This is a genomic window from Hydrogenovibrio sp., assembly GCF_965140365.1.
Classification (GTDB): Bacteria; Pseudomonadota; Gammaproteobacteria; order Thiomicrospirales; family Thiomicrospiraceae; genus Hydrogenovibrio.
Genome location: NZ_OZ223196.1, coordinates 642,628 through 654,490 on the forward strand (window position 1 = coordinate 642,628; position 11,863 = coordinate 654,490).

General features: G+C 50.8%; 11 protein-coding genes. 6 read left to right on the forward strand and 5 right to left on the reverse strand.

Translation table 11 applies throughout. The features are described 5' to 3' along the window. Positions 1-124: 124 nt before the first annotated feature. A complete protein-coding gene (gene argJ / locus AC0KH7_RS03005) occupies positions 125-1,333 on the forward strand; it encodes a bifunctional glutamate N-acetyltransferase/amino-acid acetyltransferase ArgJ (RefSeq protein WP_472370572.1) in 1,209 nt (402 codons plus the stop codon). A gap of 68 nt (positions 1,334-1,401) precedes the next feature. Here argJ and hisC read toward each other — a convergent pair whose 3' ends face one another. Then, positions 1,402-2,460 (reverse strand): histidinol-phosphate transaminase, encoded by a 1,059-nt coding sequence (gene hisC / locus AC0KH7_RS03010; protein ID WP_472370574.1) that lies wholly within the window; start codon positions 2,458-2,460, stop codon positions 1,402-1,404. A 148-nt stretch (positions 2,461-2,608) separates the two neighbouring features. Here hisC and AC0KH7_RS03015 point away from each other — a divergent pair, with 148 nt between their 5' ends. After that, positions 2,609-3,559, forward strand: a complete 951-nt coding sequence (locus tag AC0KH7_RS03015) for a Nudix family hydrolase (protein ID WP_472370576.1) — start codon at positions 2,609-2,611, stop codon at positions 3,557-3,559. A 21-nt stretch (positions 3,560-3,580) separates the two neighbouring features. Here AC0KH7_RS03015 and AC0KH7_RS03020 read toward each other — a convergent pair whose 3' ends face one another. Both AC0KH7_RS03020 and coaE read right to left on the reverse strand, forming a co-directional pair. Further along, entirely contained in the window at positions 3,581-4,006 is a 426-nt protein-coding gene (locus tag AC0KH7_RS03020) for a hypothetical protein (protein ID WP_472370578.1), read from the reverse strand. Positions 4,007-4,324: 318 nt separating this feature from the next. Next, on the reverse strand, positions 4,325-4,915 hold the full coding sequence (gene coaE, locus AC0KH7_RS03025; RefSeq protein WP_472370580.1) for a dephospho-CoA kinase: 591 nt from the start codon (positions 4,913-4,915) through the stop codon (positions 4,325-4,327). A gap of 210 nt (positions 4,916-5,125) precedes the next feature. Between coaE and AC0KH7_RS03030 the strand changes: the two genes are divergently transcribed. After that, complete coding sequence (locus tag AC0KH7_RS03030) at positions 5,126-6,943, forward strand: N-acetylglutaminylglutamine amidotransferase (RefSeq protein ID WP_472370582.1); 1,818 nt, start codon at positions 5,126-5,128, stop codon at positions 6,941-6,943. A gap of 158 nt (positions 6,944-7,101) precedes the next feature. Then, entirely contained in the window at positions 7,102-7,449 is a 348-nt protein-coding gene (grxD, locus tag AC0KH7_RS03035; protein ID WP_472370584.1) for a Grx4 family monothiol glutaredoxin, read from the forward strand. An 82-nt stretch (positions 7,450-7,531) separates the two neighbouring features. Here the strand turns inward: grxD and rnt are convergent, their stop codons facing one another. Both rnt and argA read right to left on the reverse strand, forming a co-directional pair. Next, positions 7,532-8,152 carry a ribonuclease T gene (gene rnt, locus AC0KH7_RS03040; protein WP_472370586.1) on the reverse strand — a complete coding sequence of 207 codons (621 nt, stop codon included), beginning with the start codon at positions 8,150-8,152 and terminating at the stop codon, positions 7,532-7,534. Next, complete coding sequence (argA, locus tag AC0KH7_RS03045) at positions 8,145-9,437, reverse strand: amino-acid N-acetyltransferase (protein ID WP_472370588.1); 1,293 nt, start codon at positions 9,435-9,437, stop codon at positions 8,145-8,147. The genes rnt and argA overlap by 8 nt, the downstream gene beginning before the upstream one ends. 98 nt (positions 9,438-9,535) lie before the next feature. Here argA and ilvD point away from each other — a divergent pair, with 98 nt between their 5' ends. Together ilvD and AC0KH7_RS03055 are read left to right on the forward strand one after the other, a co-directional pair. Then, on the forward strand, positions 9,536-11,389 hold the full coding sequence (ilvD, locus tag AC0KH7_RS03050; protein WP_472370590.1) for a dihydroxy-acid dehydratase: 1,854 nt from the start codon (positions 9,536-9,538) through the stop codon (positions 11,387-11,389). A gap of 46 nt (positions 11,390-11,435) precedes the next feature. Further along, entirely contained in the window at positions 11,436-11,834 is a 399-nt protein-coding gene (locus tag AC0KH7_RS03055) for a tellurite resistance TerB family protein (RefSeq protein WP_472370592.1), read from the forward strand. Positions 11,835-11,863: the final 29 nt, after the last annotated feature.

Genomic DNA, 11,863 nt, shown 5'->3' on the forward strand with positions numbered 1-11,863 from the left:
AACCTCAAATCGATTCAATCAGAGGTTCCCTAACGAAGATTGAAAAAAATCCACGCTGAACGGAGTGCCGAAGAGCTATCGGGCATTTCCATTCAACGTGGATTTTTTGTTTGGAGAAAAACACATGTCGCAAGAAAGCTTAATTCATCCTGTCGCCGGCGTTTATTTGGGCACGACTCAAGCCAAAATTAAAAAAGCCGATAAAACCGATTTTGTCGTGGTGTCCTTTGTGGAAGGCAGTCGCACAGCCGCGACCTTCACGCAAAATGCGTTCTGTGCCGCGCCTGTCACCGTTGCCAAAGCACATTTGCAAGCGATGGCGTGTCAGGCCCTGGTGATTAACAGTGGCAATGCGAATGCCGGAACCGGCCAGCAAGGTCTGAAGGACGCCACGCAAACCTGTGAATGGGTGGCCAGCGAATTAGGTTTGCCAGCGGAAGCGGTGCTGCCGTTTTCCACCGGTGTCATCGGGCAGAATTTGCCGATGGATAAAATTGAAACCGCCGTTCCGGATGCCATTGCCAATCAGGCAATTGATGGTTGGAAAGCAGCCGCGCAAGGCATTATGACGACCGATACCTGTGAAAAAATCGTCAGTCGTCAAATCGATATCGACGGGGCTTTGGTGACGGTGACGGGCATTTCCAAAGGTTCCGGCATGATTCACCCCAACATGGCGACCATGCTCGGTTTTGCAGCGACGGATGCCAAAATTTCCCAGGCCTGCTTGCAGCAAGCGCTCAGTGATGCCGTGAATGTGTCCTTTAACCGTATCACGGTGGATGGCGATACATCGACTAACGATGCCTGTACCTTGACCGCCACTCAGCAAGCGGCGATGCCGGAAATCACCGATACACACTCAAACGCTTATCAAGTGTTTGCAGGCCTGGTGAAAGAGGTGATGACCGAGTTGGCGCAAATGATTATCCGCGACGGCGAAGGCGCGACCAAGTTTGTTACGGTGCAAGTGGAAGGCGGCCAAAACTCGGACGAGTGCTTAAAAGTGGCGCATGCGGTGGCCTTGTCGCCGTTGGTGAAAACCGCTTTGTTTGCTTCCGATCCTAACTGGGGACGGATTCTCGCCGCCGTCGGCCGGGCAGGCCTGGTCGATTTGGATATCGAGGCTTTACAGATTTACTTGGGCGAGGTTTTGTTGGTGGAAAACGGCGGGCGCGCCGATTCTTATACCGAAGAAGCCGGTCAGGCGGTGATGGATGAAACCGATATCTTGATTCGCATAGTGTTGAATCGGGGCGAGGCGTCTGAAATCGTCTGGACCACCGATTTTTCATATGACTATGTGAAAATCAATGCCGAATACCGAACGTAATCAGGTCGGTTATTCACGCCAATGAGTCCATAAAAAAACGCCGATCAAGGCGTTTTTTGGTTTTTGGATTAAGCCAAAATTTCGGTTAAGGCCTGACAGAGGGCATCGGTTTCGGCATCGGTACCGATAGTGATGCGAAGGTATTCGTCAATACGCGGTTTATTGAAGTAACGGACGATAATGGCCCGTTCGCGTAAGGCTTGGGCAATGTCGGCGGCCGCTTTGCTTGGATGGGCAGCAAAAACAAAGTTGGCGGTCGAAGGCACGACATGAAAGCCGTGTTGTTGCAAAAACTCGGTCAGGCGAGTTCGGGTGGCGATGATTTTATCGCAACTGGCCTCGAAGTAGCTTTCATCTTCCATCGCCGCGACGGCACCGGCCACCGCCAACCGATCCAACGGGTAGGAATTAAAACTGTTTTTGACGCGCTCCAAGGCCTCAATTAAATCCGGATGCCCCAAAGCGAAGCCCACTCGTAACCCCGCCAAAGCACGGGATTTCGAGAAGGTCTGTACCACCAAAAGATTCGGATAACGGTGAATCAATTGCGCGGCGGATTCGCCGCCGAAATCGATATAGGCCTCATCCACGACGACGACCGAATTCGGGCTGCCCTGCAGGATTTGTTCAATGGCCTGCAATGGCAACAGTCGGCCGGTGGGGGCATTTGGGTTCGGGAAAATAATGCCGCCGTTATCGGTTTGATAGTCGGCCGGTTGAATGGCAAATTCCTCTGTGAGCGGCACGGTTTGGTAATCCACTTCATACAGTCCGCAATAAACCGGGTAAAAGCTGTAGGTGATGTCCGGAAACAGAATCGGCTTGTCCTGCTTCAGGAGCCCCATGAAAATATGGGCCAGTACTTCGTCCGAACCATTGCCGACAAATACCTGATTGGTTTCGATCTGATAGTAATGCGCCAGTGATTGTTTCAGAGCATCCGAATTCGGGTCTGGGTACAGGCGTAGCTTGTCGTTGACCTCAGCCGAAACCGCTTCCAATACTTTCGGTGAGGGTGGATAAGGGCTCTCATTGGTATTGAGCTTGATGAGGTTATCCACTTTCGGTTGCTCACCGGGAACATAAGGGGTCAGTTGATGAACGCGTTGGCTCCAGAATCGACTCATGGCGTGTTGTTTCCGTTTACATTATTCAGGTATTTTAATGCACTATTCTAACGTTAATCGATGATGGCTTCACGAAAAATGAGCGCTTTCAGACCTGGCGATTTTTTGCCAAAATAGAAGGCATTTGAACATAAAGGAAAATAAGCGAATGAATGAACGAATTCAAGTGGCCGTCGGTGTTTTACGCAAAGAGAAACAGGTGCTGTTGGCGCGCCGCCAAGCTCATCAGGACTTAGCCGGTTTTTGGGAGTTTCCGGGCGGAAAGATTGAAGCGGGCGAAACGCCCGAAGAGGCTTTGATACGCGAATTTGAAGAAGAGGTGGGGGTTGCGACGAGGAACTGGCAACCGCTGATTCAAATTCCATGGGATTATGAAAAAGTCTCGGTATTGTTGAATGTCTATGAAACCGAGTACTTTGACGGTGAGCCACATGGTGCCGAAGGGCAAACGGTGCAATGGACACCGATGTCCGAGTTGGAGGCGCAGGCATTTCCGGAGGCGAATCGAGGCTTGGTGAAGGCCTTGCAATTGCCCGGACACTATATGATTTCCGGCGGTTTTCACGATACCGAAGATGCACTCGGTCGATTAGAAGCGGCGTTAGAAGAGGGTATCCGCTTGGTGCAGTTGCGAGCCAAAACCTTGGATGAAACCGCGTTTCAAGCCCTAGCAAAACAGGCGGTGGCGTTAACCCATCGTTATGAAGGGGCGCGGATTTTGTTGAACGGCAAGCCGGAGGATTTGCGGGCGGTGCCGGAAGCAGACGGCTTGCAATTGGCCTCTACGGCGATTATGGGGTTGACGGAGCGCCCCATTCCCGACGACAAGTTACTGGGCGTGTCCACTCATAACGATGTGGAAATGGCGAAAGCGCTGGAGTTAGGAGCGGATTTTATGCTGTTGTCGCCGGTGAAAAAAACCCAATCCCATCCGGAACTGGACGGTTTGGGCTGGCCGACGTTTGCTGAGCGTGTTGCGAATGTGCCGGTACCGGTCTTTGCGTTGGGTGGGATGAAACCGGAGGATGTTGAGGAAGCGCGTCAGTATGGCGGGCAGGGGGTTGCTGCAATTTCCGGTTTGTGGCCGGAACCGATTTAGTTATCTAATTCAGCTTTCTAATTAATTGGCCAGTTGCGCCCGTTCGTCATCGGAAAGAGGGGTTTTGGTTTTGAGGCTATGGGTGATGTCTCGGCTTTTAATAGTGGTCACTTCAACCCTATAAGAGGCCAGCGCTTCGGTCATTTTTTGCCAGTTCAAGCTCGACACGGTCCAGTTGGTATGAAAGTACATGCGTTCGTTGTTTTTCAAACAGAGGCTTTCGTAAATCAAATCCATTTCCGGGTGAATTTCCACCAGCGCCAAATAGGTGGTTTCATCCAAAATATGGGCCGGACTCAGTTCGCTGTTGTGCACGACTTGCTTGAAGTCTTTGAGGGTGAGTCCCAGCTCGGCTAGAAATTTGATGATGGTATAGGCCAGTTCCCGTCTGGGGACGATGGCGGTGTAACGGTAGTTATCTCGAATGGATGTGACTTGATAAGGCATAAAAGGCCTCGTTTAAACCCGCGTTAAGAGGATTGGATAGCTCGGTAAAAGCTCGATAATGTGTTTCGAATCGACTCTGTTTTGGTTTGCATTACTTCTAGAGAGCTTTGCATGAGAGGGGCGATAGAAAAATGAGATAAAATTTTTCTGAATTAGGCGGAAAACGCAGCGAATAGCAAGCTATTCGCCAGTTTTTCAACGACATTCAGGGAAATTTTAGCCATTTTTATCCGTGTATCCATCTCGTGCAAAGCTCTCTTCAATAGCTTAACTCGAAAACCAGCTTAACAGATTTGAAATACTCTGAATAGAGTAAGTTTAATTGGGTTGTTCGAGTAGGGTTTGCAAGGCTTGTTTGATGTGTTCAAGCGGTTGGTCGGTCTGGATAATATGGTCGGCCATGGCCAAACGAGTCTTGCGTGAGGCTTGTTGTTGCATCAGGTTTCGAATGTCCGCTTCCGGCAAGGTACCGCGATCTAAAGCACGTTGTAATTGTGTGGCTTCCGGTAAATCCAGCACGATGGTTTCATCGATGTAATCCGGTTTGCCGGTTTCGGCCAGTAGCGGAATTTCCACTACGATGGCCGGTGGGTTTTGCCGGCGCAGTTGCTCGATGGCGGCTTGCGTGCGCTCGCGAATCATCGGGTGCAGGATGGCTTCCAACCGGCGTTTTGCGTCCGGATCTTTGAGTATGCGCTGCCGTAACTCGGCACGGTCAAGTTCACCCTGGCTTGTCAAAATATCGGAACCGAAGGTTTGGATGATTTTGACCAGGCCTGGTTGGTTTGGTTTGACCAATTCTCGGCCAATGGCGTCGGCATCCAGGGTGGGAATGCCAAGCGATTCAAACAGTTGGCGCACGGTGGTTTTACCACTGCCGATACCGCCGGTGAGTCCATATACTTTCATAATTGACCGATGTGGGTTGGAATGAAGCGCAAAATCATAATGAAATCGCTTTTGGCGACTTTAAATTGTCCGGTGGAAAGAGTCAATAATTTACAATGGGATTCGTTAAAATAAAGCCTCTTTGACCCGATTCGCCTTCTCAAAAAATCAAACGAGAACGGAAAACGCGGGCAAAGGTAACACAGGTAAGGTAGCAGGTAAAAAAACTCTATGTGCGGAATTTGCGGTGAAATCTATTGGGATGGCCAGCTTTCAAGTGAAGCGGGGTTGCGCCCGATGTTGTGCGAAATGGAACAGCGTGGCCCCGATGACGGCGGCACTTGGGTGCAAAACCATGTCGGACTCGGGCATCGTCGGTTATCGATCATCGATTTATCCGACGCCGGGCATCAGCCGATGGTGGATGACGAGTTAACGTTGGTCTTCAATGGCTGCATTTACAATTACGAAGCGCTGCGTCATGAATTGATGGAATTGGGCCATGATTTCCGTTCGCATTCCGACACCGAAGTGATTTTGAAAGCTTACCGCCAATGGGGCATGGATTGCGTTACCCGGTTTGAAGGGATGTTTGCGTTCGCGATTTGGGACGACCATCAACACCAGTTGTTGCTGGCACGTGATCGTTTCGGTATTAAACCCTTGTATTATGCGCCGGTTAAAGGCGGCGTGAAATTCGCGTCCAATACGCAGGCGCTACTGGCGTCGGGTGGCATCGATACTGAAATAGACCCGGTCGGGTTGCACCACCAGTTTACCTTGCATGCCGTGATTCCGGCACCGCACACCATTTTGAAAGGCATTCGTAAATTGGAACCGGGACACTGGATGATTGTGAACCCGGACGGCCAAATATTTAAAAAGGCCTACTGGCATTTGACGGCACAGCGGCCGCACACGCCAGAGGCCCCGCAAACCGAGCAGGAATGGGTGGATGCGGTGCATGAATCGTTGAAGCAAGCCGTTCATAAGCGCTTGACGGCGGCGGATGTGCCAGTGGGTGTACTGCTGTCCGGTGGGTTGGATTCCAGCTTGATTGTGGCTTTGTTGGCCGAAGCGGGTGTGGAAAATATCCGTACCTTCTCCATTGGGTTTGAAGACGTGCCGGAAGAAAAAGGCAGTGAGTTTGAATATTCCGATCAGGTGGTGGAACGCTACCAGACTCAGCATCAAAAATACTTGATTCCGAACGAGACGGTCCTGCCGAGATTGACCGAAGCGGTCGATGCCATGGCGGAGCCGATGTTCGGCCAGGATGCGGTGGCGTTTTATCTGCTGTCGGAGCAGGTTTCGCAGGATGTGAAGGTGGTGATGTCCGGGCAGGGTGCGGACGAAGTCTTCGGCGGGTATTTTTGGTATCCGTTGATGGCACAAGCCGCGGCGGAACTGCCGGAAGGGGCCGACCCGGTTGAGGCGTTTGCGCCCTTCTATTTCGATCGCAGCCATGCTGAGTGGTTGGAAATGATTGAAGAAGACTACCATGTAACGGATGTGACACGTGCTTTGATTAACGACCGCCTATCCGAAGAAGGCGCGGAGACGTATTTGGATCAGGTTTTGCGTTTGGATGCCACCACATTGATTGTCGATGATCCGGTCAAACGCGTGGATAACATGACCATGGCATGGGGGCTGGAAGCCCGCGTCCCCTTTTTGGACCATAAACTGGTTGAATTGGCAATGTCGGCACCGCCAGAGTTGAAGCTTAAAGACTTCAAGCATCTGCTGAAAAAGGTGGCGCGTGGTTTGGTCCCGGACTCGGTGATTGACCGGCCAAAAGGCTATTTTCCCATGCCGGCGTTAAAGTATGTTCGCGGTCCGTTTTACGACATGATGAAGCGCATTCTGACCAGTCCAGAGGCTCAGGCGCGGGGCCTCTTTAAACCGGATTACATTCAACGGTTGCTGGACGCGCCGGAAGCGGAAGAAAACTTCACCGCCATTAAAGGCAGTAAGCTGTGGCATGCGGCGTTATTGGAACTGTGGTTGCAGCGACACGTTGATCCGTATCGCGATATTAATGGTTGATGGATTGACGATTGCCCGAGTCGGAATTGAAACGGCCGTCTTATCCAATGGACGAGGGAAAATCCGGTCTCGATTTTTGAGCGGACTTTGTTATAATAACCAAGCAAATAACTCAGGTATTGGTTGAAAACGGCCAGGCCTGACTTTAGGAGAAAAGAATGGAAAACCAAGAAACCGAAACCCTTGCTAGAATTCACGAACAAGTCAGTCAGAACCCGGTGGTCCTTTATATGAAAGGCACGCCGCAAATGCCATCTTGTGGCTTTTCAAGCCGGACGGCGGAAGCACTGGTACAAACCGGCGAAAAGTTTGCGTTTGTGAACGTATTAGCGGATCCGATGATTTTTGAATTTTTGCCAAAATACCAGGATTGGCCGACGTTTCCGCAATTGTACATCGGTGGCGAATTGCAAGGTGGTTGTGACATCACTTTGGAATTGGCTGAGTCCGGTGAACTGAAAAAAATGATGGCTGACGCTAACGCGCAAGCATCGCAAGAAGCTTAAGTGCGTTGAGCCGCCAGTTCGGGGTGCTGAACTAAAAAACCGCCAGGCCTGGCGGTTTTTTTATCGATGGCATTTGAACCCGTTAAACGGTTGGTGGCAGGTTAAGCGGCCATTGATTGACGATTTTGCAAAACAAGTCGGCGGTCTTGATGGTGTCATACTCGGCCGAATGTGCTTTGCTATTGTCCCAGTCGATTTCGGCCATTTTCACGGCTTTGGCCAGAACGGTCTGTCCATAAGCCAAGCCGGCCAGCGAAACGGTATCGAAGGTGCTGAACTCGTGAAACGGCGATTTGACTTTGCAGCGTTCGGCCGCCGCTTTCACAAAACTTAAATCAAAAAAGGCATTATGACCCACTAAAATAGCACGGCTGCAAGCGGTTTCCTTTAAGCGTTGGCGAATTGGCTGGAAGCATTTTTCCAGGGCGTCCTTTTCGGAAACCGCCATGCGAAACGGGTGGGTCGGGTCTTCGACGCCGATGAATTTTAAGGCGCTGGGGTCGAGTTTGGCGCCTTTAAAGGGCAGGACATTGGCCTGCACGGTTTGGTCGCGTTCCAGTTGGCCGTCGGCATTCATTTTTAAGGTGACGATGGCGATTTCAATGAGGGCATTTTCCTGTGGGTCGAACCCGGCGGTTTCGACGTCGACGACGACCGGTAAGAAGCCGCGGAAACGGTCTTTAATGTGTATGACGTTATTCATGTAGCGTTTTTTGTAAGACCTTTGACTGTCTTTGAAGGTTGTAAAAAGATTTTCGGTTGACCGGTAAATTGTCCGGAGACGTTTCGCTAAACCCATGGCCGATAAACCAGTGATGGGTGTGCGTGGTCAGCAAAAAGAGTGTATCGATCCCGGATTGAAGGGCTTTCGCTTGTATGGCTTGCAATAGTTCTTGGCCGAGTCGCATCTTTTGATAGGCGGCGTCGACAGCGAGGCAAGCCAGTTCGCCACTGCGTTCATCAATCGGGTAAAGGGCGGCGCAACCGATAATCTGTTGGTCGATTTCGATGACGAAAAAGTTGTTGATTTCCAGTTCGAGATTCTCGCGCGACCGTTTGGTGAGAATGCCTTGTTCTTCCAGCGGTGCGATCAGCGTAAGGATGCCGGCCACGTCTTCGATTTGCGCCGGGCGTAACTGATGGTAACGGTCGGTGTAAATTAGGGTGCCGGAGCCGTCGCGGCTGAATAATTCGAGTAAAAGCGCATTCGGGTTGCTTTCCGCCATTAAATGAATGCGTTTGATGTGTTGGCCTTGAGTGTGTGCCAAGCTGAGAATACGCTGTGATTCGCTGGCTTGATTAGCGCCGAGATGGTCCGGAATGTCTTTGAGTGACATGGCTTGCGGTAAAGCGTTCAGGGTTTCATCGGCTGAGAACAGCATCAGTTTGTCGGCTTTTAAGGCTGAGGCGATGGCAAACGCCTGCTCCAGGGTATTCAGGTTGAATACCTCGCCAGTCAGGGAATACGCCAAAGGGGTTAACAAGGGAATTTGCCCGACGTTTAAGAGGCTTTCCACCGCAGCGTTGTTGATTTTACGCAGGATGCCGGTGTGTTGGAAGTCAACCCCCTGAATCACCCCTTTGGGCTGAGCGATGACCCAGTTACCGGACACAATCGGTAAATGCAGGTGGTGTTCCGCGCAGGCCTGGCTAAAAGCCGCTTCGAGCTGGGAGCGTACGTAACCGATGGTTTCCTGGAAGGTTTGAAGGTGTTCCCGTGCGGTGATGCGTACGTTTTGGTGGCTTTGCCACTGAAGCCCTTTGGCTTCGAAAGCTTGGTCGATTTGGTGGGTGGCGCCCAGCGTCAAGACCACTTTCAAGCCGAGGTTATTGAGTAGAACACAGTCTTTGGCCAATTGCAGCAAGGCGGCCGAATGCGAAATGAGTTCACCGGGCAGGTAGATGACGATGGTTTTATTGCGGTGCTTGGCAATATAAGGCGAAGCTTGCCGCAAGTTATTCGTAAAATCTAATTCAGATTGCTGCATAGATATGAGAAAATGTTAAAAATTATAATTACATAAGTATAACAGGCCCGCGCGAAAAACGACACAGTCAGCGAGCCTGTGGGAGTAAGGAGAAAATAATGCCGGATTATCGCTCAAAAACGAGTACCCATGGACGAAATATGGCCGGTGCGCGCGCCTTGTGGCGCGCGACCGGAATGACAACCGAAGATTTTGGAAAACCGATTATCGCGGTGGCGAACTCGTTCACCCAGTTTGTACCGGGGCACGTTCACCTGAAAGATATGGGGCAGTTGGTGGCTGGTGTGATCGAAAAGTCCGGCGGGATTGCGAAAGAATTCAATACCATTGCGGTCGATGACGGCATTGCAATGGGGCACGACGGCATGTTGTATTCCTTGCCGTCCCGCGATCTGATTGCCGATTCGGTTGAGTATATGTGCAACGCGCACTGTGCCGATGCGCTGGTCTGTATTTCCAATTGCGACAAAATCACCCCGGGCATGATGATGGCGGCGATGCGCCTGAATATTCCGACTATTTTCGTGACGGGCGGGCCAATGGAGTCCGGAAAAACCGTTTTAGGCGGTACAGAAATCAAGCTGGACTTGGTCGACGCTATGGTGATGGCGGCGGATGAGCATTGTTCCGACTCGGATGTGGACGATGTGGAAATCTCCGCTTGTCCAACCTGTGGTTCCTGTTCCGGAATGTTTACTGCCAACTCCATGAACTGTTTGGCGGAGGCGTTGGGGATTGCGCTACCGGGGAACGGTACAACTCTGGCAACGCACGCAGATCGTAAGCATTTGTTTGAAGAAGCCGGGCGACGCATTGTTGAGCTGGCCAAGCAGTATTACGAAAAAGACGATGCGTCGGTGTTGCCACGTTCGATTGCGACCATGGAAGCGTTTGAAAACGCCATGGCGTTGGATGTGGCCATGGGCGGTTCGACCAATACGGTTTTACACTTATTGGCCATAGCGCGTGAAGCGAATGTGAAGTTCACCATGGCTGATATTGACCGAATTTCTCGTAATGTTCCGTGCTTGTCGAAAGTGGCACCGAATTCGAAAGTTTTCCATATGGAAGACGTTCATCGCGCCGGTGGTATCATGCGTATTTTGGGTGAGTTGGATCGCGGCGGGTTGATTAACCGTGATGTGTCCACGGTGCATGCTTCATCTATGGGGGCCGCCTTGGAATTGTGGGATATTACCCGTACCGACGACGAAGCCGTGCAAACATTCTTCAGAGCCGCGCCGGGGAATGTTCGCACAACGGAAGCTTTCAGTCAGAACAAGCGCTGGAAAGAGCTGGATGACGATGACGAGAACGGGTGTATCCGCAGTGTTGAACATGCTTACACGAAAGAAGGCGGTCTGGCCGTGCTTTACGGTAACATTGCGCTGGATGGCTGTATCGTTAAAACCGCTGGCGTGGATGAAGAAATTTTTAAATTTTCAGGGCCGGCTCGTATTTATGAAAGTCAGGATGCCGCGGTCAGCGGTATTTTAGACGGTGAAGTGAAATCGGGCGAAGTGGTCTTGATTCGCTATGAAGGGCCGAAAGGCGGTCCAGGCATGCAGGAAATGCTCTATCCGACCAGTTATCTAAAATCGAAAGGTCTGGGTAAAGAATGTGCGTTGCTAACCGATGGCCGTTTTTCCGGTGGGACATCCGGCTTGTCGATCGGGCACTGTTCGCCGGAGGCGGCAGAAGGTGGCAACATCGGTCTGGTTGAAGCTGGTGATATCATCGAAATCGATATTCCAAACCGTACGATTAACGTCAATTTAACCGATGAAGCGTTGGCTGAGAGACGTCAAGCCATGGTGGCGAAGGGCAAGGCCGCCTGGAAGCCTGTTCAACCAAGAGAGCGCAAAGTCAGTGCGGCTTTAAAAGCTTATGCGGCCATGACGACCAGTGCGGCGTTTGGCGCTGTACGTGATGTTGAGCAGATTGAGCATTGAGTGTTTAGAGAGTTAATTAATTACATTGATTTAAAGGATTAAGACCATGTTTGCAGATCGATTGACATCAGAGCAGCGTCAAGCTGTTTTTGATTTGGCCGTGTTGCTCGCCCATGCCGACCATGATGTGTCGGAAGAGGAGCAGCAATATTTGAAGAACTTCAGTGATGCCTTCGGTATCGAATATGATCTGGATAAGTCATCGTTGAATATTGACGATACTTTGACCGCCTTTCATGATAAGCAATCCAAAATCATTCTGTTGCAAGAGCTGGTGAAGCTATCTTATAAAGATGGCCACTTTGGTGAAGAAGAGCAGGAAAATGTGTTTATGATTGCACAGAAAGTCGGTCTAAACGATCCTGAGCTGATTATTCGCATTGAACGATGGGTTCGACAGGGCTTCGATTGGGTCTATGAAGGCGAGCAGATGCTGGAATTTTAAATAGCGATAAAAGAGATTTCTCAGGAATG

Coding starts and splice junctions, on each gene's coding strand:
- argJ (WP_472370572.1), top strand. CDS start 125: ATGTCGCAAGAAAGCTTAATTCATCCTGTCGCCGGCGTTTATTTGGGC.
- hisC (WP_472370574.1), bottom strand. CDS start 2,460: ATGAGTCGATTCTGGAGCCAACGCGTTCATCAACTGACCCCTTATGTT.
- AC0KH7_RS03015 (WP_472370576.1), top strand. CDS start 2,609: ATGAATGAACGAATTCAAGTGGCCGTCGGTGTTTTACGCAAAGAGAAA.
- AC0KH7_RS03020 (WP_472370578.1), bottom strand. CDS start 4,006: ATGCCTTATCAAGTCACATCCATTCGAGATAACTACCGTTACACCGCC.
- coaE (WP_472370580.1), bottom strand. CDS start 4,915: ATGAAAGTATATGGACTCACCGGCGGTATCGGCAGTGGTAAAACCACC.
- AC0KH7_RS03030 (WP_472370582.1), top strand. CDS start 5,126: ATGTGCGGAATTTGCGGTGAAATCTATTGGGATGGCCAGCTTTCAAGT.
- grxD (WP_472370584.1), top strand. CDS start 7,102: ATGGAAAACCAAGAAACCGAAACCCTTGCTAGAATTCACGAACAAGTC.
- rnt (WP_472370586.1), bottom strand. CDS start 8,152: ATGAATAACGTCATACACATTAAAGACCGTTTCCGCGGCTTCTTACCG.
- argA (WP_472370588.1), bottom strand. CDS start 9,437: ATGCAGCAATCTGAATTAGATTTTACGAATAACTTGCGGCAAGCTTCG.
- ilvD (WP_472370590.1), top strand. CDS start 9,536: ATGCCGGATTATCGCTCAAAAACGAGTACCCATGGACGAAATATGGCC.
- AC0KH7_RS03055 (WP_472370592.1), top strand. CDS start 11,436: ATGTTTGCAGATCGATTGACATCAGAGCAGCGTCAAGCTGTTTTTGAT.